General features: G+C 68.1%; 23 protein-coding genes and 1 pseudogene. 4 read left to right on the top strand and 20 right to left on the bottom strand.

Going from position 1 to position 25,058, the window contains the following annotated elements:
- Window positions 1–71: 71 nt before the first annotated feature.
- The 8 genes and pseudogenes from LXE91_RS31055 to LXE91_RS31020 all read right to left on the bottom strand — a co-directional run bounded on the left by LXE91_RS31055 (window position 72) and on the right by LXE91_RS31020 (window position 10,297).
- A pseudogene (locus LXE91_RS31055) lies at window positions 72–847 on the bottom strand (extensin).
- Between the two features lie 160 nt (window positions 848–1,007).
- Window positions 1,008–1,562 (bottom strand): carboxymuconolactone decarboxylase family protein, encoded by a 555-nt coding sequence (locus tag LXE91_RS31050; RefSeq protein ID WP_039357211.1) that lies wholly within the window; start codon window positions 1,560–1,562, stop codon window positions 1,008–1,010.
- Between the two features lie 32 nt (window positions 1,563–1,594).
- A complete protein-coding gene (locus LXE91_RS31045; RefSeq protein ID WP_039357214.1) occupies window positions 1,595–2,929 on the bottom strand; it encodes an aspartate aminotransferase family protein in 1,335 nt (444 codons plus the stop codon).
- A 15-nt stretch (window positions 2,930–2,944) separates the two neighbouring features.
- Complete coding sequence (locus tag LXE91_RS31040) at window positions 2,945–3,994, bottom strand: C45 family autoproteolytic acyltransferase/hydrolase (protein ID WP_039357216.1); 1,050 nt, start codon at window positions 3,992–3,994, stop codon at window positions 2,945–2,947.
- A 20-nt stretch (window positions 3,995–4,014) separates the two neighbouring features.
- Complete coding sequence (glnQ, locus tag LXE91_RS31035; RefSeq protein WP_039357219.1) at window positions 4,015–4,743, bottom strand: glutamine ABC transporter ATP-binding protein GlnQ; 729 nt, start codon at window positions 4,741–4,743, stop codon at window positions 4,015–4,017.
- The gene (gene glnP, locus LXE91_RS31030) at window positions 4,740–5,396 is read right to left on the bottom strand and encodes a glutamine ABC transporter permease GlnP (protein ID WP_039357222.1); all 657 of its coding nucleotides are present in this window, start codon (window positions 5,394–5,396) and stop codon (window positions 4,740–4,742) included. Before glnP ends, glnQ begins: the two co-directional genes overlap by 4 nt.
- 66 nt (window positions 5,397–5,462) lie before the next feature.
- A complete protein-coding gene (glnH, locus tag LXE91_RS31025) occupies window positions 5,463–6,215 on the bottom strand; it encodes a glutamine ABC transporter substrate-binding protein GlnH (RefSeq protein WP_039357224.1) in 753 nt (250 codons plus the stop codon).
- Window positions 6,216–6,757: 542 nt separating this feature from the next.
- Window positions 6,758–10,297, bottom strand: coding sequence for an ABC transporter ATP-binding protein/permease (locus LXE91_RS31020; RefSeq protein ID WP_039357227.1), 3,540 nt, complete (start codon window positions 10,295–10,297; stop codon window positions 6,758–6,760).
- A gap of 119 nt (window positions 10,298–10,416) precedes the next feature.
- Between LXE91_RS31020 and LXE91_RS31015 the strand changes: the two genes are divergently transcribed.
- On the top strand, window positions 10,417–11,385 hold the full coding sequence (locus LXE91_RS31015; protein WP_039357229.1) for a LysR family transcriptional regulator: 969 nt from the start codon (window positions 10,417–10,419) through the stop codon (window positions 11,383–11,385).
- A 27-nt stretch (window positions 11,386–11,412) separates the two neighbouring features.
- On the opposite strand, the gene LXE91_RS31010 is transcribed toward LXE91_RS31015, so the two are convergent.
- A complete protein-coding gene (locus LXE91_RS31010) occupies window positions 11,413–11,784 on the bottom strand; it encodes an MAPEG family protein (RefSeq protein WP_039357232.1) in 372 nt (123 codons plus the stop codon).
- 302 nt (window positions 11,785–12,086) lie between these two features.
- Between LXE91_RS31010 and alr the strand changes: the two genes are divergently transcribed.
- Window positions 12,087–13,208 (top strand): alanine racemase, encoded by a 1,122-nt coding sequence (gene alr / locus LXE91_RS31005; RefSeq protein ID WP_039357235.1) that lies wholly within the window; start codon window positions 12,087–12,089, stop codon window positions 13,206–13,208.
- Window positions 13,209–13,371: 163 nt separating this feature from the next.
- Here alr and LXE91_RS31000 read toward each other — a convergent pair whose 3' ends face one another.
- Entirely contained in the window at window positions 13,372–14,169 is a 798-nt protein-coding gene (locus LXE91_RS31000; RefSeq protein ID WP_039357386.1) for an enoyl-CoA hydratase, read from the bottom strand.
- A 180-nt stretch (window positions 14,170–14,349) separates the two neighbouring features.
- Window positions 14,350–15,771, bottom strand: coding sequence for an MFS transporter (locus LXE91_RS30995; protein ID WP_039357238.1), 1,422 nt, complete (start codon window positions 15,769–15,771; stop codon window positions 14,350–14,352).
- A gap of 133 nt (window positions 15,772–15,904) precedes the next feature.
- On the opposite strand from LXE91_RS30995, the gene LXE91_RS30990 reads away from it, so the two are divergent.
- Window positions 15,905–16,786 (top strand): LysR family transcriptional regulator, encoded by an 882-nt coding sequence (locus tag LXE91_RS30990; protein ID WP_039357239.1) that lies wholly within the window; start codon window positions 15,905–15,907, stop codon window positions 16,784–16,786.
- A 13-nt stretch (window positions 16,787–16,799) separates the two neighbouring features.
- Here LXE91_RS30990 and LXE91_RS30985 read toward each other — a convergent pair whose 3' ends face one another.
- The 4 genes from LXE91_RS30985 to LXE91_RS30970 all read right to left on the bottom strand — a co-directional run bounded on the left by LXE91_RS30985 (window position 16,800) and on the right by LXE91_RS30970 (window position 19,405).
- Entirely contained in the window at window positions 16,800–17,225 is a 426-nt protein-coding gene (locus tag LXE91_RS30985) for a DUF3592 domain-containing protein (RefSeq protein WP_039357244.1), read from the bottom strand.
- A 35-nt stretch (window positions 17,226–17,260) separates the two neighbouring features.
- Window positions 17,261–18,205, bottom strand: a complete 945-nt coding sequence (locus tag LXE91_RS30980) for a hypothetical protein (protein ID WP_039357247.1) — start codon at window positions 18,203–18,205, stop codon at window positions 17,261–17,263.
- Window positions 18,206–18,357: 152 nt separating this feature from the next.
- Complete coding sequence (locus LXE91_RS30975; protein WP_039357390.1) at window positions 18,358–18,810, bottom strand: DUF3592 domain-containing protein; 453 nt, start codon at window positions 18,808–18,810, stop codon at window positions 18,358–18,360.
- 10 nt (window positions 18,811–18,820) lie between these two features.
- On the bottom strand, window positions 18,821–19,405 hold the full coding sequence (locus LXE91_RS30970) for a hypothetical protein (protein WP_039357250.1): 585 nt from the start codon (window positions 19,403–19,405) through the stop codon (window positions 18,821–18,823).
- 48 nt (window positions 19,406–19,453) lie between these two features.
- On the opposite strand from LXE91_RS30970, the gene LXE91_RS30965 reads away from it, so the two are divergent.
- The gene (locus LXE91_RS30965) at window positions 19,454–19,885 is read left to right on the top strand and encodes a DMT family transporter (RefSeq protein ID WP_306453750.1); all 432 of its coding nucleotides are present in this window, start codon (window positions 19,454–19,456) and stop codon (window positions 19,883–19,885) included.
- Window positions 19,886–19,925: 40 nt separating this feature from the next.
- On the opposite strand, the gene LXE91_RS30960 is transcribed toward LXE91_RS30965, so the two are convergent.
- The 5 genes from LXE91_RS30960 to LXE91_RS30940 are packed head-to-tail and all read right to left on the bottom strand — an operon-like array spanning window position 19,926 to window position 25,044.
- The gene (locus LXE91_RS30960; RefSeq protein WP_011355572.1) at window positions 19,926–20,291 is read right to left on the bottom strand and encodes a response regulator; all 366 of its coding nucleotides are present in this window, start codon (window positions 20,289–20,291) and stop codon (window positions 19,926–19,928) included.
- A 40-nt stretch (window positions 20,292–20,331) separates the two neighbouring features.
- Entirely contained in the window at window positions 20,332–21,291 is a 960-nt protein-coding gene (locus tag LXE91_RS30955; RefSeq protein WP_039357252.1) for a chemotaxis protein CheX, read from the bottom strand.
- Window positions 21,292–21,333: 42 nt separating this feature from the next.
- A complete protein-coding gene (locus LXE91_RS30950; RefSeq protein WP_039357253.1) occupies window positions 21,334–21,915 on the bottom strand; it encodes a hypothetical protein in 582 nt (193 codons plus the stop codon).
- On the bottom strand, window positions 21,912–22,640 hold the full coding sequence (locus tag LXE91_RS30945; protein ID WP_039357393.1) for a methyl-accepting chemotaxis protein: 729 nt from the start codon (window positions 22,638–22,640) through the stop codon (window positions 21,912–21,914). The genes LXE91_RS30950 and LXE91_RS30945 overlap by 4 nt, the downstream gene beginning before the upstream one ends.
- A 22-nt stretch (window positions 22,641–22,662) precedes the next feature.
- Complete coding sequence (locus LXE91_RS30940; protein WP_039357255.1) at window positions 22,663–25,044, bottom strand: MCP four helix bundle domain-containing protein; 2,382 nt, start codon at window positions 25,042–25,044, stop codon at window positions 22,663–22,665.
- Window positions 25,045–25,058: the final 14 nt, after the last annotated feature.

The raw sequence follows: 25,058 nt of genomic DNA, 5'->3' as shown, positions 1-25,058 counted from the left end.
AGTTTGTCTCTCTTGGCCCCGCATGCTTTGGTCGGCATGCGGGGTCCTTTTTATTCTCGAAGCGATCGCGGTTACTTGGTCGTGGCCGGGCCGCCGTTCGCGGGCGCCGGTGACGACGCCGAGTTGAAATTGCTCGACTGCCTCACCAGTTGCTCGGTCATCGCCGCGGCAACCGGATTCGCGCCCGACGACGAACTGCCCTGCCGGGTCGAACCGCTGCCCGATGACATCGACGGCATCGACGACATCGATGGCGGCGGCAACGACGGGTCGAGCTTCGCCGATTCCCTCACGAGCGCGGCCGTCTCCGGCGTTTCGGATTTCGTTGCGGAAGGTGCTGCGGCCGCGTGGCGTTCCAGGCCATCGCGCTTGCGCGGCGCGCGTTGCGTGACCTGCGCGGGTGCGGGTGCGGCCTGCTGCGCGGGTTTGGCGGCCGACGGCGGCGACGGTGGGGTCGAATCCTGCGCATCGACGGTCACGACGGTGACCTTAGGCGGCGGCGCGCTCGGCTTCGTCACCGGCTGCGGCTTGTCACTGACGACCGGCACGGCCGGCGCTGCACTGACGCGTGCGGTTTCGGCCGGCGCAGAAGGCGCCGGTGCGGGGGCGGCGGCGCGACAGCCGCCTGTTTCGGTGCCATCGCGGCGGCAGGAGCCGGCGGCGCGATGGCGCCCTGCACCGCGTGATCGTTGCCTGCGGGCGCCGCGGCAACGGGCGCAGCCGAATCGCCGATGCCGGCATCTTCGATCGCGCGGTGATCCGCACGCAGGAGCATCACGTAGGCAGTGCCGGCCGCGGCTACCAGGAGCCCACCGGCGATCATCAAGGTCTTGCGGGTACTCGTCATGCTTGCTCACCGCTCATATCGACGTGAACAAGCCATCATACGCGGCGATCGGCCGTCGATCCCGCATGAATACATTTGGTTGCATTGTGCCGGAACAGGTCGGCAACACGTTCGTCAGACGTATCGCCTCAGTTGCTCCGGCACGATCAACGCACGGGTATTACTCCGGAAACGGCAATTCGGTCTGCCCTTGCGCGCGCATGCCGAACGTGTTCAGCGTCATCGCGACGAGCGCGTAGTAGCCGAGCAACGCGACGAGATTGACGACCGTTTCGTGGCCGAAGCGCGCCTGCGCCCGTTCGAACGTCGCATCGCTCACGCGCCGCGTGTCGTACAGCTCGCTCGCGAAGGCATGGATCAGCGCATCGTCGTCCGACTCGAATGCGGGTGCGACGCCGCGCCGGATCGCGTCGGCCGTCGCGGCCGGCACGCCCGCTTCGAGCGCGATCGGATGGTGGATGTGCCACTCGGCCTGCGAGCGCCAGCGCGCGGCCGTCACGAGAATCGCGAGCTCCGACAGGCGCAGCGGCAGGCCCGTGCGATAGCGGCAGAACGCGCCGAGCTTCTGCGCGTGCTGGGCCAGCTCGGGGCTCGCGATCCAGCCGAGAAACGGCCCGTTCAGGTTGCCGCGCGGGCCGCTGAGAATGTCGGCCAGCACGGCCTTCTGCTCATCGGTGGCCGATGCGGGATCGAACGGAGGCAATCTGTTCGTCATGGCGAAGTCCGGACTAGGTTTGACGAATACGGTCACGCGCCGGCCGACGCGAGCGCCGCGCCGATCGCGCCCGACAACCGCTCGACGATCGTATCGATCTGCTGCGCGGTGCAAATGAACGGCGGCGCGACCAGGATGTGATCGCCGTGAACGCCGTCGATCGTCCCGCCCATCGGATACACCATCAGGCCGCGCTGCATCGCTTCGCGCTTGACCGCCGCATGCAGCTTCAGCGCGGGATCGAACGTCGCCTTGCTGTCGCGATCGCGCACGAGCTCGACGCCGACGAACAGCCCGCGGCCGCGCACGTCGCCGACATGCGGGTGCGCGCCGTAATGCTCGCGCAATGATGCACGCAGTTGCTCGCCGCGCGCCTTCACGTTGTCGAGCAGCTTCTCCTCGGCGATCACGCGCTGCACTTCGAGCGCGGCCGCGCATGCGGTTGCGTGGCCCAGGTACGTGTGGCCGTGCTGGAAGAAGCCCGAACCGTCGACGATCGTCCGGTAGATGCGATCGCTCACCAGCGTCGCGCCGATCGGCTGGTAGCCCGCGCCGAGCCCTTTCGCGATCGTCAGCAGGTCGGGCGCGACGCCGTCTTCATCGCACGCGTACAGGTAGCCCGTGCGGCCCATGCCCGACATGATCTCGTCGAGGATCAGCAGCACGCCGTACTTGTCGCACACGGCGCGAATCTTCTTCAGGTACGTGCGCACCGGCGGCACCGCGCCGGCCGTTGCGCCCACCACCGTCTCCGCGACGAACGCCGCGACGTTGTCCGCGCCGAGTTCGACGATCTTCTGTTCGAGTTCATCCGCGAGGCGCTGCGCATAAGCTTCGTCGGTTTCGCCCGCCTGCTGGTCGCGGTATGCATAACACGGGCTCACGTGGTGCGCCTCGATCAGCAGCGGCAGGAACGGCTCGCGCCGCCACGCGTTGCCGCCGATCGCGAGCGCGCCGAGCGTGTTGCCGTGATAGCTCTGGCGTCGCGCGATGAAATGGCGGCGCTGCGGCTCGCCCTTCTCGACGAAATACTGGCGTGCGAGCTTCAGCGCGGCCTCGACCGCCTCGGAGCCGCCCGACACGAAATACACGTGCTCGAGGCCGGCCGGCGCGGCAGCGACGAGCCGGTCGGCGAGTTCTTCAGCCACGTCGGTCGTGAAGAACGACGTATGCGCGTACGCCAGCTGCTGCGCCTGCCGCTTGATCGCGTCGATCACCCGCTGGTTGCTGTGGCCGAGACACGAAACGGCCGCGCCGCCGCACGCGTCGATATAGCGTTTGCCGGTCGAGTCGATGATCTCGATGCCGTCGCCTGCGACGGCAACGGGCAAGGTGGCGCGCGGAGCGCGATGGAAAACGGTCGTCATGCGTTGCCTCATGGATCAGGACGCGTCGTGCGCGCGTCCGGACGGCACGATGCGCGTCGCGAAACGCTGCGTGCCGTGTTGGTGAATGGTGAAATCGATCGATGCCGCGCCGATCGCGAACACGGCCGTGGCCAGCGTGTTCTCGTCGTCGGGGTCGGCCGGATCGTCGCGGTAGATCGGCAGCCCTTCCGGCGCGCGATCGCCGAGCACGCGCCGCAGCGCGGCTTCATCGATCGCGTCGATGGCGGGCGTCAGCGCGTCGACGCGACGCTGACGGTCGGCCGACGATTGCGTGACGATCTGCGCTTCGGCATCGCAGCCGGCGTGCACGAGATGGTTCGCGTGCCCCGCGAGCCGCGCGACGTCGGTCACCGAACAGCGCGCGACGCTCGCCTCGATGCTCAGCAGCCGTGCATCGCCGGTCGCGCCGAGCGTGTGATGAAACCCGCTCGCGCGTGCATGCGTGCGCAGCACGTCGGCCGCCGCGTCGAGCGACGTCGCATCGAGCACGGCGCGCGCGAGGATCATCCGCGGCACGCCCGCTGCCGGCGTGCGGATCCGCAGGTTGTTGATCGCCTGCGCGATGCCCGCGCGGTTCGCGGCAAAGGTATGGCCCGGCAGCGAGCCGGGGTAATAGAAGCTGACGAAGCCGGGCTTGCCCGCCGGCTGCACGTCGACGAGCAGGCAGCGCTCGCGCAGGTACGGATCGCCGTCCTCGTTGTGCGCGATCCAGCGCGTGCCGTGAGCGTCGCGCCCGGCAAGCGTCGTGCAGCCATCCGGCGCGTTGTGGATCAGTTCGCCGCGGCAGTTCCACAGGAAGATGTCCTCCGCCCGCCAGCCGATGCCCGCCGCGATCCCGTCCAGCTCCGCGACGAGATGCGGATACGCGGCCAGCGCAGCCTGCCGCAGCGCGGCGACGAACGGATGGCCGCGCCAGCGACGCACGGCCTGCCACGCGCTGCTCTGCTGCATGTATTCATCGAACACGGGCCGGGCGAGCTCGCCGAGGCGCACGCCGAGGTCGAACGGCGCGCCGGCGATGACGGGGGAAAGGGAAAGCGGCATGTCGGAGGGTTCGGTTTCGTTCAGGACACGTGTTTCAGGAATTCCTTCAGGCGCGGGGTCGGCGGCCGGTCGATCAGCTCGACCGGATGGCCGTCCTCGGCAATCCCGCCCTGATCCATGAAGAGCAGGCGCGTGCCGACCCGCTTCGCAAAGCCGATCTCGTGCGTGACGACGATCATCGTCATCCCTTCGGTCGCGAGATCCTGCATCACTTTCAGCACTTCGTGGCGCAATTCCGGATCGAGCGCCGACGTCGGCTCGTCGAACAGCATCAGCCGCGGCCGGATCGCGAGCGCACGCGCAATCGCGACACGCTGCTGCTGGCCGCCCGACAGCTCCGACGGATAATGATTCGCGCGCGATTCGAGGCCGACCTTGTCGAGCAGCGCCATCGCCTGGTCGCGCGCTTCGGCGCGTGACGCACCGCGCACCTGCATCGGCCCGAACATCACGTTCTCGAGCGCGGTCATCTGCGGAAACAGGTTGAACTGCTGGAACACCATGCCGGCTTCGAGCCGGATGTTGCGGATCGTCGCCGCGTTGCCGCGCACGCTCTGGCCGTCGACGAGCAGTTCGCCGCCGGTGATTTTCTCGAGCGCGTTGATACAGCGCAGCATCGTCGACTTGCCCGAGCCGGACGGGCCGATCACGACGACCACCTCGCCCGCGTCGATCTTCAGGTCGATATGCTTCAGCACCGGCACGTGGCCGAAGCTCTTCGACACGTTCTGGAATTCGATCATGCTCATAGGATGCGCATCCTTCTTTCGACGAGCCGCAGCGTCAACGTCATGGCGCCGGTCAGCAACAGGTAAAGGACAGCCACTGCCGTCCAGATCTCGACCGCCTGGAAATTGCCCGCGATGATTTCCTGCCCCTTGCGCGTCAGCTCGCCGACGCCGATCACGATGAACAGCGACGTGTCCTTCAGGCTCACGATGCACTGGTTGCCGAGCGGCGGAATCAGGCGCCGGAATGCCAGCGGGCCGACCACTTTCAGCAGCACGCGCGGCATCGACAAGCCCATCGCGAGCCCTGCCTCCGTCAGCCCCTTCGGGATCGACAGCAGCGCGCCGCGCACCACTTCCGCGAGATACGCGCCGGAATTCACCGTGATCGCGATGATCGCGGCCGTCAGGCCGTCGATGCGGATATGCGCGAGCAGCGGCAGCGCGAAATACAAAAACATCACCTGCACGACGATCGGCGTGCCGCGGATCAATTCAATATAAACCTGTGCGAGCACGTTCATCGCCTTTGGTCCGTATGCGCGGAACATGCCCGCGATCATCCCGACGATGAAGCCGCCCACCAGCCCGAAAAATGCGATGAACACCGTCAACCGGACCCCGTCCATCAGGTCCGGCAACGCCGCCCAGATCGCCGACCAATCGAAATTCACTTGTCGCTCCCCGTTCGATTCAAGACCGGCGCGGCCACCCGGCCGCGCGCTGTTGCGGCGTCACGCTCACATCTTCGGCGGTTCGGCACCGAACCACTTCTTGTAGATCTGCGCGTAGCGGCCATCGGCCTTGATCTTCACGAGCGACGCATTGACCTTCGGCACCAGCGCGCTGCCCTTCGGGAAGCCGATCCCGTACTTGTCGCCGCTGACCGGCTGGCCCGCGACCTTCACCTTGCCCTTGCCCTCGTTGTTCGCGAAGAACAGCACGTTCGGCGTGTCGTGCATCGCGGCATCGACGCGGCCGGCTTCGAGCGCGAGATAGGCCTGGTCGATGTTCGGGAACTGGCGGATTTCCTTCGGCTTCAGGTGCGCCTTGATCCAGTCGATCGTCGCGGTGCCCGTTTTCGCGGCGATCACCTTGCCGTTCAGGTCGTCGATCGACTTGACCGTCGTGTTGCCGGTCTGCACCATCGCGGCGAGCCCGCTGTCGTAGTACGGCGCGGAGAAGTCGATCGCCTTCCTGCGCTCTTCCTTGATCGTCATGCCCGACAGCGCGACGTCGATGTTCTGCGTCTGCAGCGCCGGGATCAGGCCCGCGAAATCCATCGGCTGGATCGTGTATTTCCAGCCCTGGTCCTTCGCGATCTCCGCCCACAGGTCGAGATCGAAGCCGACGTACTTGTCGCCCTGCTTGAACTCGAACGGCATGAACGACGTGTCGGTCCCGACGACGAGCGTCCTGGTGTCCGCGTGCGCGAGGCTTGCGCCGAGCACGGCAACGACCGCGACGGCTTTCAGGAAGGAACGGCGACTCATGGTTTCTCTCCGCATGATTGAGCGATGGGCCGGCCACGCGGCCGGCGGAACGACGACATCAAGCCGCACCGCAACATGCGATGTCGAATTAGACCTTAGTGCAACAAGTGTTGTCAACGGCGATACTACGACAACAAAAAAGTGCGCAACAGGTAAATGCGTCGAGACAAACCCGGGGCGCGCGGGTGGATAAATCGGAGGAAAGGGCGTGTGGCCCGGGGGCGAAATGCCCGGCCGGATCGTGATGCGCCGGCCGATAGCGGCGCGTGGGGAGCGGTTGGTGGTGACGCGGTCTGGTCTGGCGGGTTTCCCGTCCCGGGCATTACGCGAGAGGGGGATGACGGCGCGACGGGGCGCGACAACCACCGCCGCCCGTGCGGGTGTCAGCGGGTGTGTCAGCGCGGATCGTCGGCGCTTCGACACGGCACCGTGTCGTGCCGGAGCGGCTGCCCGCGCGATGCCGGCATCCGCCGGCGCGGCTCAACGCATGTTGCGGAATATGCGCGGCCCTATCGGCCGGCCGCGCGCCGATGCAGCGTCGCTTACGCCGCCACCCCGCTCGCCTGATGCGACACGAGCCGCGCATACGCGCCCTGCCGCGCCATCAGGTCCGCATGCCGCCCTGCCTCGATCACGCTGCCGTGCTCCATCACGAGGATCAGGTCGGCATTGCGCACGGTCGACAGCCGGTGCGCGATGATGATCGACGTACGCTGCGTCATCAGGTCTTCCAGCGCCGCGCGGATCTGCTGCTCGCTGATCGTGTCCAGATGGGACGTCGCTTCGTCGAGGATCAGCACCGGCGCATCCTTGAGGAACGCGCGTGCAATCGCGACACGCTGGCGCTGCCCGCCCGACAGCTGCACGCCGCGCTCGCCGACGCGCGTCGCCAGTCCATCGGGCAGCCGCGCGACGAAGTCGCCGAGCGCCGCATGGTCGATCGCACGCTGCACGTCCGCGTCGGACGCATCGCTCGCGGCAAGCCGGATGTTCGCTTCGAGCGTGTCGTTGAACAGGTAGGTATCCTGCGCAACCAGCGCGATGTGCTGCCGCAGGTCGTCGAGCCGCAAGTCGCGCAGGTCGACGCCGCCGAGCGTCACGCGGCCCTGCTGCGGATCCCAGAAGCGCAGCAGCAGGCTCGCAACCGTCGACTTGCCGGCGCCCGACGCACCGACCAGCGCGACCGTGCTGCCGGGCCGCACCTCGAAGCTCACGCGGTCGATCGCGGGCACGCTGCGGCCCGGGTACGTGAAGGACGTGGCCTCGAAACGCACGGCCGGATCGGCAGGCATCGCCTGCGTGCCGTCCGTCACCGGCACCGGCTCCTTCTCCAGCGCACGCAAGCGGCGCGTCGACGCGATCGTATCGGCGAGCTGGCGCGCGACCTGGCCGATTTCGGCCACCGGCATGAAAGCGGCCACGGCCACCAGCACCAGCAGCGGCAACGACTCGCGCGGAAACCAGCCGCGTGCGCACAGCAGCGCGCCCAGCGCCGCGACGACCAGCCCGCCGAGCCCGCTCGCGATTTCCAGCGCGGCGCTCTGCGCCGACAGATCGTCGAGCAGCTTCGCGCGTTGCTTGCGGTACGCATCGACCTCAGCCACGAACGCTGCGCGCCGGCGCGCGACGGCCTGGAACGCGGTCAACTCCGCAAGCCCCTGGATCGTTTCGGTCAGGTGCGCGCCGAGCTGGCCCAGCGCTTCGCGTGCGCCGGTGCCGAGCCGGTCGACGTCACGCCGCGCCAGCACCGGTGCGAGCCCGGCCCACGACAGGAACGGCAGCAGCACGAGCGCGAGCGGCCAGGCGACCGACGCGAGCAGCACCAGCACGGCGGCCGGCACGAGCACCGCGACGAATGCGGGCGCCAGCGTGTGCGCATAGAAATACTCGACGGTCTCGACGTCCTGCGTCGCGAGCGACACGAGATCGCCGGAGCGGCGGCGCAGCAGCCCGGCCGGCGCGAGGCGTTCGAGCGTCGCGAACAGCGCGATGCGCATTTCCGCGAGCAACCGGTACGCCATGTCGTGCGCGAGCCAGGATTCGAGCCAGTGCAGCACGGCCGCCAACGGCGCGATCACGAGCAGTGCGGTGACGAGCGTCGGGCTCACGTGGCCGCCCGGCACCGCGCCGACCACCAGCGCGCCGATCACGCCGACGCCGATGAACGCGAGCACGCGGCCGATCCCGAACAGCACCGTCAGCACGACCTTGCCCGTCCACGGACGCACGAAGCGCAATAGCGTCTGCAGGGTTTCCGGCCAGCCGATCTCCGCCGCATCGTCGTTCAGCGGCCGCACCTGCGGGCCCGACGATGCGCGCGCGGTCGGGCCGGCCGTCGCCGCCGCACCGACCGACTCGGCGACCGCTTCCAGTTGCGGCCCCATCAGCCGGCGATACGGGCCGTCGCGCGCGATCAGCGCCGCATGCGTGCCCTCGTCGACCACCTGCCCCTGGTCGAGCACCAGGATGCGGTCGGCGCCGATCACGCTGGACAGCCGGTGCGCGAGCACGAGCGTGGTCCGCCCGCGCGTGAGCCGGTCGAGCGCCTGCTGGATCAGCGCTTCGTTCTCCGCGTCGACCGACGACAGCGCCTCGTCGAGCAGCAGGATCGGCGCATCGCGCAGCAGCGCGCGGGCAATCGCGAGGCGCTGGCGCTGGCCGCCCGACAGCATGAGCCCGCGTTCGCCGATGCGCGTCGCGTAGCCGTCGGGCAGCGCCGAAATGAAATCGTGCGCGTTGGCGGCACGCGCGGCGGCGATCATGTCCGCATCGCTCGCGTCGGGGCGGCCGAGCCGCAGGTTGTCGGCCACGCTGCCGTCGAACAGCGTCGCATCCTGCGCGACGACCGCGATCATCTCGCGCACCTGGCCGGCATCGAGCGTGCGCACGTCGTGGCCGCCGATGCGGATCGCGCCGCCCTGCGCATCGTGCTGGCGCAGCAGCAGGCGCACGATGGTCGACTTGCCCGCACCGCTCGGCCCGACGATGGCCACCGTCTCGCCCTCGCGAACCGAAAAGCTCAGCGCCGCATGCGCGTCCGCGCGACGCCCCGGATACGCGAAGCTGACGGCGTCGAACGCGATCTCCGGCCGCAGGCCCGTCACACGCGGCGCGTCGGCGGCCGGTGCATGACTATCCGCATCGAGCAGCGCATGGATCGCGTTCGCCGCCGACTGGCCGATCATCCCCTGGTGCAGCACGGAACGCAGGTCGCGCAGCGGCCGGAAGATTTCACTGCCGGACATCAGCACGATCAGCAGCGCCTCGAGGCTCATGTCGCCATGCCGCACGCGCCACGCGCCGACCGCGATCGCGGCGGCCGCGCCGAGGCCGGTGCCGAGATCGGTGAAGAACCGCGTGAGCAGGCCGAGCGCGAGCACCCAGAACGTACTGTCGGACAGCGCGCGCGCCTTCGCGGCCAGCTTCGCGCCGAACGCCGTGCTTTGCCCGAACGCCTTCAGCGTCGGCAGGCCTTGCACCGCGTCGAGAAATTCCTCGCCGAACGCCTTGAACGCTGCGGAGCGCGCGAGCGCCGCGCGCTTGTCGGCACGGTGCACGAGTTGCGGCAGCGCGAGCGTGACGAGCGCCGCGACCAGCAGGATCGCGGCCGTCGGCACATCCCACCACGCGAGCACCGCGAAGATCATCACCGGCGCGCACGCGGCGATCACGAGCTGCGGCAGGTAGGTGCCGAAAAAGGTCTGCAGCTGCTCGACGCCGTCGACGACGGCCAGCATCACGCCGCCCGTGCGTTCGCCGCTGAACCACGCGGGGCCGAGTGCGGCAATCCGGTCGAACAGCCGCGCGCGCAACGTGGCCTGCACGCGCCCGGCCGTGTGCTGCGCGAGCACCGTACGGCGATGGTCGAGCCACGCGCGCAGCAGCACGCAGGCCGCGGTTGCAACGACGGCTTCGCCGATGCTGCGTGCCGGCGCGCCGGAAAAGACCAGCGCCAGCACGCGGCCGAGAAATACGAAACGCAGAATCCCGACACCCATCGCGAGCAGGCCGAGCGCGACGGCCGCGGCAACCCGCCAGCGCAGTCCCGCCATCATTGCCCATAGTCGTCGGTCGAAATACATGAAGCCCTCCAGTCGTGTCCGATGATGTTTTTTCTTGACCGGATCGAGGCTACCCGCGCGGCCCGTGCGCGGCAAAAGATGATTTTTCAACGGGTGTTGAGTCAACTACAATACCCCGCATGTCGCACCTCCCTCCCCTCAGCGCATTGCGAGCTTTCGAGGCGGCCGTCCGCCTCGGCGGGTTCGCGCGCGCGGCGGCGGAACTGAACGTATCGACGAGCGCGGTCAGTCACCAGATTCGCGCGCTCGAGGAATCGCTTGGCGCGCGGCTGCTCGAACGCAGTACGGGGCTCGGCGGCATCAGCCTCACGCCGGCCGGCGCACGCCTGCTGCCGGCGGTCAGCGATGCGCTGTCGCGGCTGACCGACGCCTGTGCGGAAATTCGCGGCACCGCGCAACGGCTCACCGTATCCGCCAACGCGCCGTTTTCGGCGATGTGGCTCGCACGCCGCCTCGCGGAATTCTCGTCGCTTCATCCCGACACGCCGCTGCATGCCGTCGTGCTCGACGACGAACCGGATTTCGCGCGCAGCGGCGTCGATCTGGCGATCGTGCACGTGCCCGCGCACCGGCTACAGGCCGACGACGACATCCTGCTGCAGGAAACGGTGTTCCCGGTATGCAGCCCCGAACTGCATCCGTTTGCCTCCGTGAACGTGTGCCGCTCCCGGCTGCTTCAGGAGATGCACGAGAACAGCCCCGAGATCGACTGGCGCAACTGGTCCACGGAGTTCGGCCTGCCGGGCGACTTCGAGACGAAGATCGTCCGCTACAGCAGTTTCAGCCAGGTCATCGGCGCGGCGGTCGGCGGCGCGGGCATCGCGCTCGGTCGCGCGCCGCTGATCGAACCCGAGCTGCGCAGCGGGCGCCTCGTGCCACTGAGGCCGGGCCTCGAGCGCGCCGCGTCGTGGCGCTTCGTGCTGCGCCGCAACCCGTCGACACGGCACCGGCTGCTCGATCCACTGATCGCGTTCCTGCGCCGCGAAGCGGAAGCGGACGCGGCAGCAGCGCCGATCGCGGGCCCGATCGTTGCGCCCGCATCCAACGACAGCCTCGTGCACGGCACGGGCAGCGCGACCGGCAAGTAACGCGCCGGCCTCGCCCGCATGCGCCGCTTACGGCGCGGCGAAGAACAACGCCACCACGCATGCCATCCCGCCGAACCACACGAGCGAGCGCAGCGTCGCCCAGTTCAGCAGGTACATCAGCATGTAGACGATGCGGATCGCGACGAATGCCATCGCAAGCTGGTCGACGCGATGCCCGTTCGCGCCGTTGTGCCATGCCACCACCAGCGCGGCCGTGAACAGCGCAAGCGCTTCCCACCCGTTCTGGTGCGCGGCCTGCGCGCGAGCGCGCCAGCCTTCGAGTTTCGCCAGGTAGTCGCGCGGCGCGCGGTTGTCGTAACCCTTGCGGGCCTTCGCGAGAAACGTCATCGAGAACGGCAACGCCGCCACGATGAACAGGCACAGCTGGGACGTCGTCATCAAAAGTCTCCTCCTTTTATGATTACATTGATCAATGACAAGATCGCCGAGAGCTTAGCATTGCGTCGTGCTGTTCGCGCACCGGTTTTCTAGACGGGAGACTCGGCTGCACGGCCCGCCGGCAGCCGCGACGCGTCTGGGTCAACACAAAAATTTCCACCAAATCGTCGACAAAAACGTTAATTAAAACTGGTCGAACACCAATAAGATAGCGTTCAACACTGGCCCGGCGCGTTGTCGCGCCAGGCCGCCGAACCCGCGCCGCCGCGCGCGCCGAACGACATCCGATCCGAGACATCGCCATGCCCCGTCCCATCGTCGCCCACATCCGACCTGACGCCGTCCGCCACAACCTCGACTTCATCCGCCGCACCGCCGCGCAATCGCGCGTGTGGGCCGTGATCAAGGCCAATGCGTACGGTCATGGCATCGAGCGGATCTACCCGGGCCTCGCAGCGGCCGACGGCATCGCGCTGCTCGATCTCGACGAAGCCGTGCGCGTGCGCGAACTCGGCTGGGACAAGCCGGTGCTGTTGCTCGAAGGGATCTTCGAGCCCGCCGACGTCGAGCTGGCCGATCGCCACCGCCTGACGGTGGCCGTGCACTGCGACGAGCAGCTCGACCTGCTGATCGCGGCCAGGCCGCAGCAGCCGATCGACATCCAGCTCAAGATGAATTCCGGGATGAACCGGCTCGGCTATCGCCCCGCCGCTTTCCGTGCCGCGTGGGAGCGCGCGGCCGGCGCGCCGTCGATCGGCAAGATCACGCTGATGATGCATTTCGCGAACGCCGACGAAGGCGAAGTCGACTGGCAGCTCGACCAGTTCGATGCGGCGACGGCGGGAATTCCGGGCGAGCGCTCGACGTCGAATTCGGCCGCCGTGCTGTGGCATCCGCGCGCGCACCGCGACTGGGTCCGGCCCGGCACGATCCTGTACGGTGCATCGCCGACGGGTGCGGCGCGGGATATCGCCGATACGCCGCTGATGGCCGCGATGACGCTGACGAGCAAGATCATCGGCGTGCAGACGCTGTCGCCGGACGAGACCGTCGGCTACGGCCGCCGCTTCACGGCCGACCGGCCGATGCGGATCGGCGTCGTCGCGTGCGGCTATGCGGACGGCTATCCGCGCCACGCACCGACCGGCACGCCGATCGCGGTGGACGGCGTGATGACGCGCGTCGTCGGCCGCGTGTCGATGGACATGCTGACCGTCGATCTGACGCCATGCCCGAACGCGGGCATCGGATCGGGTGTCGAGCTGTGGGGCGACCAGGTAAAGGTGGATGACGTGGCGGAAGCCAGCGGCACGATCGGCTACGAGCTGATGTGCGCGCTCGCGCGCCGCGTGCCGGTCGTGATCGTGCCGCCGGGTGCATCGAGCGAACAGCCGACGCTGCGGACCGGGAGCTACGGGCGCTGACCGGCGCAGATGCGGCGACGCACACGCTGTTGCGTCGCCTCGCGTGCGCTTCGGTTGCGGGTCGCCTCGGGCGGCCCGTTTGCCTTTCCGTGTGAGCGACAGGCGCGGGTTACGGCCCTTCCTTACGGCCCTTCCGCTTCGCTCGCCACACGCCGACGGCGGCTCACGACGAACGCCACGTCGGCTTGCGTTTCTCGAGGAACGCGTCGATCCCTTCGCCCGCATCCTCTTCCATCATGTTGCGCGCCATCACGTCGCCCGCATACGCATAGGCTTCGTCGAGCGGCAACTCGCGCTGGCGATAGAACATCTGCTTGCCGTACCGCACCGCGGCCGGGCTCTTCGCGACGATCTCCGCGACCTTGCGCGCGACGGCCGTGTCGAGCGCATCTTCGGGCACCGCCTCGTTGACGAGGCCCCACGCGACGGCCGTTGCCGCGTCGACGAAGCGCCCGGTCACGAGCATGTCGAACGCGCGCTTTGCCGTGACGTTGCGGCTCAACGCAACGGCCGGCGTCGAACAGAACAGCCCGACGTTGATGCCCGAAACCGCGAAGCGCGCGGTATCGGCGGCGATCGCCAGGTCGCACGCGGCGACGAGCTGGCAGCCGGCCGCCGTCGCAATGCCGTGCACGCGTGCGATCACCGGCACCGGTAACGCGCGCATCGCGAGCATCACGCGACTGCACTGCGCGAACAGCGCGCGGTAGTAATCGAGTTCGGGCTTGCTGCGCATCTGCCGCAGGTCGTGACCCGCGCAGAACGCCTTGCCTTGCGCGGCCAGCACGACGCAGCGCACGTGCGGATCGGCAGCCAGCGACTCGAACGCATCGTGCAGGCTCGCGAGCATCGCCTCGGACAGTGCATTGAATTGCTGCGGACGATTCAGCCGCAGCGTGACGACGCCGTCGTGCGCGTCGCGCAACAGGATCGGCTCGGCAGTCTCTTGATCGGATTTCATGATGTTCCGCTCGATGGGGTTCGGCAGGATTCGATGCGGCGCGAACGGATGAAAATCGCATCCGTCCGGTCGCGGCGTCATGACGAAATGGTCCTCCACATTCCGCACGACGTCCAGCCGCGGCGCCGCATGCGTGCGCGGCTGCCTGCCGGCCACTGCAACGCGCGTGCCGCTCGCCCGTCAACGGCTCCGTTGCGCGGCTTCCGCGCGGCCTGCCGTCCTCGCAGCCAGCGCGGCAATTGCGTAGGCGACACATCCGAGCGCCGCGACCACCCATAGCGCATCGGTCAGATCCGGCAACAGTATCGTCGCGGCGCCTGCGAGGGCCACGCCGAGCAGGCTGCCGGCCTGCCGTGCCGCGTTGAGGAACCCGGATGCCACGCCCGCCGCATCGGCAGGCACCTGTTCGAGCACCGTCGCGATCATCGGCGCCACCGACAGCGCGGTGCCGGTGCCGAATGCAGCCATGGCCATCCAGACCACCGGCCACGGCGCACGCAGCGCGAGCGCCATCGCGATCGCCGGAACGGCCAGCGCCGCCATCGCGAGGCCGTTCGCCATCAGCCTGACCGGACGAACACGGCCATGCAGCTTTCCCGACAGCAGATTGCCGAGCGACAGACTCAGCGCGAACGGCAACAGCGTCAGCCCCGTCTGCCGCGCGCTCATGCCGAAGCGTCCGTGCAGGTACAGGCTCAGCACGAACAGCAGCCCGAAGTAGCCGACATAGACGAGGCTGCCCATCAGGTTCATCGCGACGAAAACGCGATTGCGAAACCATGCGAGCGGCACCATCGGATGGCGGGCACGCCGCTCGACGACGATCAGCACGGCGGCCGCGAGCGCGGCGATCAGCAGCGCGCAGCGGACCTCCGTGGCACCCGTGCCGCGCGTCGGCAATTCGATCACCGCGAAACAGAGCGCGCCGAGCGCCGTCGCACCGATGCACTGGCCGGCCCAATCGAAGTGGCGCACATGCTGCGCGACCGATGCCCGAACGCGTGCCGCCGCCCCGGCAAAAGCGACCGCGCCGGTCGGTACGTTGATCAGGAATGCGCTGCGCCAGCCGAAATCGTCGACGAGGATGCCGCCCAGCACCGGTCCCACGGCGACGGCAACCGACGCGATGCCCGCCCAGACCGCAATCGCCCGCGCCCGCTCGGCGGGCACGTCGAAGGTGCTGCGCACGATCGCGAGCGACGCGGGCAGGAAGAGCGCGGCACCCATGCCCTGCCCGAAGCGCGCGATCACGAGAATCGCAACCGACGACGCGACGCCGCACGCCGCCGATGCACCGACGAACAGCGCCAGCCCCGCGAGATACACGCGCTTCGCGCCGAACCGGTCGGACAGCGCGCCGCCCGCGAGAATCAGCGCGGCGAAGCTGAGCGTATACGCGTCGACGATCCACGCGAGTTCGGCGACCGTCGCGCCGAGGCTCGTCCGCATCGCGGGCAGCGCCACGTTGACGATCGTCGAATCGAGGACCGCCATGAACATGCCGATCGCGACGAGCGCCAGCGTGAAGCGCTGCTCGCGCGCCGTGGGGCGATACGCGGCCGTTATCGGCACGGGGATGGATACAGGATTGCAATCGGACATGAAACCTCCAGACGGATGCCAGGAGTCTAGAAATGACCTGGGATGCAGAAAAGTGGTAATTTCGCATTTTCGTGATGCAGATTTGCATCACCCGTTCCGAACACCGCCCTGCCCGATGACACAGTCGACCCGCATGAACTGGGACAACGCCCGCTTCTTCCTGGCCCTGGCGCGCACCGGCACGCTGCGCAGCGCCGCGGCGCAACTGAACGTCGACCAGGCGACGGTGGGACGTCGGATCGCCGCGCTGGAAGATGAACTCTCGGCCCGCCTCTTTCTTCGAACGCCGACCCTCTATGTGCTGACGACCGCGGGCGAAGCCCTGCTCGAACCGGCCGAAACGATGGAACGGGCGTCACTCACGATCGAACGCCGCGTGATGGGGTTCGACGAGCAGTTGGCCGGGTCCGTACGCATTGCCACGACCGACTCGCTCGGCAAGCGTTTCGTGGTGCCCGCGATCGCGCAGCTGCGGCGCAAGCATGCAGGCATCGACGTCGTGTTAGTGACATCGGCCGAAATCGCCAACCTCACGCGCCGGGAAGCGGACCTCGCGATTCGCACGTTGCGGCCGGATTCGCCGGATCTGATCGTCAGGCGGCTCGGGCAGCTCGAAACGGGCATCTATGCTTCGCGCCGCTATCTGGCCGAGCGAGGCGAACCGGTCGCCGGCAGCGCGTTCGATGGACACGATCTGGTGATGTACCAGCAGCCGGTGGTGCCGACGATGTGGGACGCGCTGTGCGGCGAACCGACTTCGCGCGGCCGCGTGATGTTCCAGACATCGTCGACGATGATGCTGGTCGAGGCTGCGCTGGCGGGGCTCGGCATTGCAGAGCTGCCGTGCTTCCGCGCCGACGCGGAGCCCGAACTGGTGCGTCTCATGGCGCGGCGATGCAATCATTTCGACGTGTGGCTCGTCGCCCATGCCGATCTCTACAAGACCGCGCGCGTGCAGGCCGTGATCGAAGCCGTCGTCGACGAATTCGCGACCGCCGGGCCCTCTGCCCGGTAGCGCGCCCGGGGTGTCAGCACGCGGCCGGTTTGCGCGCGCTGCGCCACGCGCGCACGCCTGACCACGATCCGGTCAATACGAAGAGCGTGCCTGCAATGCCCAGCGTCATCGCCCCGCCCCACAGCGCGCCGAACGTATTCATCGTTGCGCTCATGCGCGGTTCGGCAGGCCGGTAGCGCACCTCGACCGCCTCGCCGAGATGGACGTCGACCTCGCCGCCTTGCGAGTATTCGACTCGTTCGCCCGCGCGCGTCGTGAACACGATGTCCGGATGATGCGGCCCGTAGTCCAGCCGGACCACACGCCCCGGCACGACGATCGACTCACGCATGAAGTCCCGGGTCGACTGGAAATCGACGGCCGCAAAGACCAGCAGGACCGTGCCGGTCAGCACGGCGAGGCCGCCCTTGAATACCTGCATGTCGGATGCCTGCGTCATGTTCGAAGCGCGCAGCCGTCGGCGATCGCGCCGCTTCAGCGCGGCTGATACTCGCCGTCGGCCGCCGACCAGCGAAACGTCTGGCGCCATTTGCCGCCGCGCTGGCGCAACTGCAGGTCGTGGAAGCCCTCCGTCGACGTCGGCAGCACGTTCAGCGTATTGCTGCCCTCCGTGATGTCGTGATCGCGCGTGCCGTCGCGATGCCAGTCGCCGCCGATATCCTGGAAGTACATCATCGGCTGCGCGAACACGACGCGCAGTGTCTTGCCGTCGATCCGGAACAGGTACAACGCCTCGAACGATGCGCCGCCGCCCGCATAACCGATCGACCAGCCTGCCCGCACGCCGAACGCCGCATCGCCCGTTCGCAGCGCGTAGGGGGCGAGATCGAACCGCAACCACCGCTCGGGCCGTATTGCGACGTCGTTCTCCGTCCTGGCGGGGTCGGGACTCTCGATATTCGTCTGGCTCCAGTCGATCGCCTGGTCGAGCGGCTGTTCGGTACGTGCGACGAGGCGCGGCCCACCATCCGCACCGCGCTCGAATACGCCCAGCCAGACCAGTTCCTTCGTGTCATCGACACCGGGGTGGTGCTCATAGCCCTCACAATCGGTGGGCACACCGAATTTCAGCACTTCGCTCGCGAGGCCGTCGGTCGGTGCCGCACAGACGATCGCGACAAACGAACCCGGGCGCTGCGGCCACGGCTTCGCGCCGACCAGCACGACGCGCCCGAGCGGCTGGCCCGGCGCAAGCTGCGCAACCAGCGCCTCTTTCGTGAAGCCGGGCGGCAGGTGCGCGCCGAAACCGTCCGGTTCGGGTGCGCCGCTCATCTCGCGCGCGTACGCGGCGCGTGCGTCGGGCGAACTGAACTTCCCCGGCACCTGGTCAAGCGAATGCGCGGTGCCCGCCGCGTGTGCGGCCAGACCCGTGCATGCGGTACCGATCGCGATCAGCCACGGTATCAAGCGGATGGTCATGCCGGAATATCCTGTGAAGTGACGAGGCAACCTGCAGCGATGTCGCGTACGCGGGTGTTCGCGCGGCAACAAGATCGGCCCGGCGGTCTCGTGTTGGCGATTCATGATGTTCTGCTCGACGGGGTTCGCAGGATTCAGTGCGGTGCCAGCGGTCACGCGCGCTTGCGCCCGCTGCGCCACGCGCGCACGCCCGAGCGCAACTGACCGACGCCGCCAAGGAAAAAGACGACGCCCATTCCCCCTATCATCAGGACGTCGCCCCAGATCGCGCCGAACGTGTTCAACCGCGCGCTCATCCCGGGTGCGTCGGGCGCATAGCGCACCTCGACGGTCGCGCCGTCCTGCTCGCTGACCGAGCCGCCCTGCGGGTATTCGACCTGCTCGCCCGCGAGCGTCGTGAACGCGATCTCGGGATGATGCGGGCCCGCGTTCAGCTTGATGACGCGCCCCGGCACGACGACCGACGTCCGCAGGAATTCGCGCGTCGATTGCGCGTACAGCGCGGTGGCGATCAGCATGCACGTGCCCGCGATGGTAAAGACGATGCCCTTCGCGATCAACGTCTCCGTCTGCTGCGCGGCGGTGCGGCCGGATCCGGATCCCATCCCGTTCACCCTACTTGCGTGACTGATAGAACGACACGTCGATCTTCGACTGCGTCTTGCAGCGATACATCACGCCGCGCCCCGTTTCGTCGGTCACACCTTCGTACGGGCCGTTGCAGCCGGTGACCTTGTATTGCGCAAACGGAATGCGCTTGCCGTCCTGCGGCCGGACCAGCACCGGGATGCGCCCCGTCGGGCCGTCGCCGATCGTGCGGACGAGCACCATTCGCGCCGCATCGATCGGCGCGGCAGAACGCACGTAGACCGTGCGCCCCTGCGCGTCGGTCGAGCCTTCGACTTCGAGTTCCGGGTTGTCCTGGGCCGCGTTGGTGTAAAGCGCGAACGCATAGTGCGTGTTCGGCAGCGCCTGTTTCGTCGCGGGATCGTGCAGCACGAAATAGCACCCGTTGGCGCCCTTCCCGGCCGTCGCCTGTCCATCGGCCTGCGTGGGGTTGCACGTGTACGACGAACCGCCGCCGACGGCGGCCTGTTGTGCCGGCTGCTGCCCCGTGTTTGCACAGCCGCCTGCGAGCGCAGCCATCAGCGTCACGCATGCGCCGCGCACGAGCGCGGCCCGATCGATCTTGATTTTCATGGAAAGGTGTCCCGTTCCTGATTGTTGTGGATGCCGGGCGTGCTGCGCATGTCGCGCACGCACGCCGCCCTCGGCACCCGGCAGGATACGGATATCGCGGTGCGCTGTAAATTACGCGCACTGCCGGCCACGCCGCGCGCTTGCTCGCCGCTCGTCGGCGACGCGCTGCAGCGCCCACTGTGGATGTGGCTCGGCGGCCTCGCGGGCGTGATCTACATCACGCTTGCGCTGATCCTGACGCCGCGGCTCGGCGCGACGACCTTCATCGTCTGCGTCGTCGCCGGGCAAATGCTCGCGTCGCTGCTGATCGACCACTACGGGCTGATGGGGCTCGCGCAGCGGCTCGCGACACCCGGGCGCATCGCGGGCGTCGCGCTGATCTTCGCAGGGATGATCGTCGTTCAATGGCAGACGCCCGCCCCGTGCGTGCCGGCCGCCACCGGCGACGCGGCAGCCGCGCAACCCGAACCGCAGCGCTGAATGCGCGGGCGGGCGCGGGTGCGCCGCAGCCCGATGAACGTCAGCCCGCGAGCTTTTTCAGTGCGTCGAGCACCGCGTCGCCCTTGAACGGCTTCACGATCCAGCCCTTCACGCCGGCGGCCTTGCCGCGTTCCTTCATCGCCGGGCTGCTTTCGGTCGTCAGCATCACGACGTTGACCGTCGAGTTCGCCAGTTCGCCGCGGATCTTCTCGACCATCGTCAGGCCGTCCATGTTCGGCATGTTCACGTCGCTGATCACGAGGCGCACGCCGGGCGTCGCCTTGAGCTTCGCGAGCCCGTCCTTGCCGTCGACGGCCGTCGCGACGTCGAGCCCGTGATTGCGCAGGAAACCCGCGACCTCGTCGCGCACCGTGCCCGAATCGTCGACCACCAGAATCTTTGCCATGTCGTATTCCCCTTCCTTTCCTTGTTGCTGACTTCAGTATTCAAAACAGCTCGAGTTCGCCCGATTCGACCATCGGCCCCACGTCCTGCACCGATTCGCGGAAATCCTCCGGCGACCAGCTCAGGCTGAACACGAAGCGCTGGTCGAGGCACACGGAGCGCCCCGATGCCGGATCGGTCATCCGGTACTTGAAGCAGAGCTGCGGGCAGTCGCCGCCGAACGAGATGAACTTCTGCTTGTGATTGACGACGAGGGGCACTTGCACCGGATGGCGCGCCAGCGCCTCGGCGTCGCCGAGATAGCGGTTCTTGAACGCGCCCCATACGAGGTTGGTCAGCTCGCCGAGCATGCTGTTCACGTCGCGGAAATCCGGCGCGCGGCCGGCGTCGCGCGTGCCGCCGATCATGTCGAGCAGCGGCTGCTCGCTCGTCTGCAGCAGCATGTAGCCGCGGCACCACGCGCTTTCGAGCGCGATCAGGCTGAACACTTCGCCGAAGATGATCTGGTCGCGCACGATGCACGGCGTTTCGTGCTCGATCGTCATGCCCGGGAACAGGCTGTCGATGCGCGCCTCGGTGATCTCCGAGATGCCGCGCACGAGTGCGTTCGGGTAGTCGCGGCCGAACAGGTATTCGTCGATCGCGCGCTTGAGCGGCGTCATGTCGTCCGCGACGTAGGCCGCGCATGCGACGCGCGCGAGCGCCTCCGGCAGCCCGTCGCGCGAGGCGAGCGATTCGCGGCGCAGGATGATCGGCAGCTCGGGGCGCAGCGCATCGATCTGCGTCGCGATGATCGCGCTCTCGGCCGGCGAACCGCCGTAATCCTCGGCGAGCAGGATCGCGCCGAGATCGATATTCGAGCGCAGCACCTTCAGCAGCCGGTTGCGCCGCACGGTCAGGCCGACCAGGTTGTGCTCGTCGCAGAAACGCTTGATCGCGTCGGCGTGCGCGCGACTGTCGTCGAGCACGAGCACCTTGCTGACGGGTTTGTCCAGGGTCATCTCAAGGGTTCCTCATGGTCGATCGGGGTCGGTCCGGGTCGGTCAGAACAGTTCGAGCTCGCCGCCGGTTTCCATCACGGCCGTTTCCGGCACATGGAAATCGACCGGCGCATTCGCGCACACGCACAACGTCGCGCCAACCCGCACGTCGTCATCGAGCGTCAGGTCGTAGGTGGCCACGTAATCGGGCGAGAGCGCGTGCATGAAGTCGATGCTCGGGCCGCTCAGCAGGTAAGGCGTCGACATCCCGAGGTCGGGAAACGATGCGGTCAGCGCCTGGTTGATCGCGCCGCAACACAGGTTCGCGACTTCCATGAACGCGTCGGTCAACGGTCGCTGGCTGTTCGTGCCCGCCGTCGCGCCGGCGAAATGGCGGCGCGTCGCGTCGTCGTCGCTGAAGCGCAGCGCGAGCAGCAGGCGGAAATGCAGCGCGGAGATCGTCAGCACAACAACATGTTCGGGTGCCTTCGGCTTCGATCGCGACTTCGCGTGCGCGCGATCCGGCGCGTCGTGTCCGTGGCCGGCTGCCAGCCGGATGTCGCACGCGCCGCCGGCCGCGAGCCGCGTGCGCGCGGCATCGAAAAAGATCCGTTCGAACCCGGCCCTCGCCTGCGCACTGATCACGCGGCTTCTCCTTCGATCCGCGCGTGCAGTTGCCCGGCCAGCGTCTCGACGGTCGCGAGCGCGGCCGTGATCATCTTGCCGCCGGCCTGGATGTCCTGGAACGTCGCGGCCGTCACGAGATCGTTGCGGTTCAGGCTGTCGCGATAGCTGTTCGACAGTTCCTGCGAGCGCGCGGCCAGCCCGCGCACCTCGCTCGCGACGATCGAGAAGCCGCGCCCGGCGGTGCCGGCCCGCGCGGCCTCGATCGACGCGTTCAGCGACACGATCGACACATGCGCGACGATCGCCGACAGCTCCAGGTTCTTCGCGCGCATGTCCTGGTTCTGCGTGGTCAGCGAGATCATCTGCTCGTGCCAGCGCTCGAAGGTGCCGGCGAGCCCGCGCAGGCGCGCGGCTTCGTCGGCGATCTTCTGCGCGTGCTGCGCCAGCGCCGCGCGATCGGCCGACAACGCCTGCATCGCGTCGCGCTGCGTGCCCGCGGCGGACGTCTCGCGCGCCAGCGCATCCTCGAGCTGCGCCTCGCGCTGCGCCCATGCGTCGGCCGCCTCCGCATGCGCCGACGCCGCGTCGGCGACGCGCGCATCGGCCGCGTCGAGCGCGCTGCGCAACTGCGCCGTGTCGCGCTCGAGCGCCGCGACGAGCCGCTTGCGCGTCACGCGAAACACGACCGCCGCCACGATTGCGACGACGACACCGCCCGCCAGTGCGGCGGCCATCTGGAGCATCCACGCCTGCACGATCACGTCGTCACTCCGCCGCGCCGATATCCGCGCTGCGCGCACGTTCGTGCCCGGCGCCCTGCGCGGCACCGTCCGCCGCGAAGCGGGCCGGCAGCGACACGATCGTCTCGAACGCGCGATACGGCGCGCCGACGCGATCGTCGGTGAAGCGCAATGCGATGTCGCCGCCGTCACGCTTCAGGAAGTTGCGCACCGCGTCCATGCCGACGCCGCGCCCAGACACCTCGGTCACGGCACTCGCGGTCGAGAAGCCCGGCCGGAAGATCAGCTCGGCCACCTCCTCGTCGGACAGCGCCGCGTCGTGGTCGGCATCGATCCAGCCGCGCTCGCGCGCGATGCTGCGAATCCGGTCGAGCGCGAGGCCGCGGCCGTCGTCGCTCAGCACGAACCACAGCTCGCCGCCGCCCACGCCGACCGCGATGTCGATCGTGCCGGATGCCGCCTTGCCGGCCGCGCGCCGTTCGTCGGACGATTCGATCCCGTGGTCCATCGAATTGCGCAGCAGGTGCATGAACACGTTCTTCAGCGTCGCGGCGATTTCGCTGCGCACGCGGTGGCCGTGGCTGTCGATATGCACGACCGGCGCCGGCTTGCCGAGTTCGGCCGCGAGCGACGGCAGCGACTCGATCACGCCGCCGAGCGCATCGCCGATGCCCTGCGTGCCGAGCTGGCTCAACATGCGGCGCACGGCGTCGCGGGCCGCGTGCCAGTCGGACGCGTTCGCCGGATCGGCGCCGTCGAGCATGCGCAGGCTCTCGCTGATGTGCGCGCGTTCGACCATCAGGAAGTCGGCGCCCTGCACCGCTTCGCCGCTGCGGCCGAGCGTGACCGCGTTGATCGTCGCATAGTGCTCGACCGCGTCGCGCACGCGGGCCAGGTCGTCCATCAGCGCGTCGCGGTTCCACTCGGGGCCGCCGTCCGCGCGGCGCAGCGAGTCGTATGCCTGCTCCGCTTCGTGGACGATGTTCGTCAGATGCTGAAGGCTGTACGTGCGCGCGTTGCCCTTGATCGTGTGCATGTTGCGGAACAGCGCCGCGACGATCGAGTGATCGGCACGTTCGTGCTGGCGAATCATCCGCTCGTTCTCGCTGAGGAAGCCCTTCGCGCTGTGCACGAAGTCGTGGAACTTGTCCTGGCTGATCGACAAAATCTCGCCGATCATTTCGAGGCGGCGCTGCTGCTCGCCGGCCTGCGCGGTCAGCTCGCGAATCTCGGTCACGTCGCGCACGCACAGCATCAGGCGCACGACCGTGTCGGTCTCGTCGGTGATCGCCGACCAGCTCAGGTCGAGCCACTTGTCACGGCCGTCCGGCATCCGCTTCGCGACTTCGTTCACGAGCAGGTGCTCGTTGAACTCGAAGTTCATGCTGTCTTCACCGAGGCACGCGTGCACGGCCGCGTCGACCTGCGAACGGGCGTCGGAACCGATGTTCGAGTCGTCGAACACGAGCGCCATCAGGTCGCGACCAGCGATGTCGCTCGTCTCGAAGATCGTTTCGAGGTACGCCGAATACTCCGCATGCACGACGCCGCCTTCGACGACGGTCAGGATCCCCTGCTGCATGTTCTGCAGCATCGCCTGGATGTCGGCCGTCTTCTGCTTGAGCTGCGCCGAGTTCTCCTGGATCTTCTCGATCATCCCGTTGAACGCGACGATCGAATGGCCGATTTCGTCCATCCGGCCCACCGGCACGCGGCGCGTGAAATCCTGGCTCGTCGCGATCTCGCTCATCGCCGTCTGCATCCCGATCAGCGGGCGGGTGATCTGGCGATATAGCAGCAGGCCGAGCGCGGTCAGCAGCACGATCACCGTGCCGGCGACGCCCGCGATCGCGGTCGCCGTGGTCGACAGCATCCCGTTCAGTGCGCTGATCGCATCGTCCTTCTGGCGGTTCTTCTCGACGCGCAGCGTATCGACGATGCTTTCGAGTTCGTCGCGATACTGCGCGACGTTCGCGAACAGGTAGGCCTGCGCCATCTCGGGCTTGCCGTCGGTCTTCATCTTCACGGTGTCGTCGATCGCCGCGAAATAGTTCGTGGCGCTCTCCTTCGCCTGCGAGACGAGCCCGACCTGCGCCTGGCCGACCGCCGATTTCGCCTGCACGTCGAGCGCGGCGCGCAGCGCGCCCTGCTTTGCCTTCAGCTCGTCGCGCGCCTGCGCGGCGGTGTTCGCGTCGGGCGCGTAGACGAGCGTCATCGTCGCGATCTGGATGTTCTTCACATCGGCGACGAGATCGGCCGACGCGAGCGCGCTCGGCACGATGCCCTGGGTGACCTGGCGTACCTCGGACGCGCTCTTGCGTGTCTGGTACACGGCATAGATGCCGATCGCGGACAGCGCGAAGAACGTCAGGACGACTAGCAGCGTAATGCGATGACGGATGGTCATGGTTACAGCTCCCC

Origin of the sequence: Burkholderia contaminans (assembly GCF_029633825.1) — a bacterium.
Lineage (GTDB): Bacteria > Pseudomonadota > Gammaproteobacteria > Burkholderiales > Burkholderiaceae > Burkholderia > Burkholderia contaminans.
This window is presented reverse-complemented; position numbering and strand designations above follow the sequence as displayed.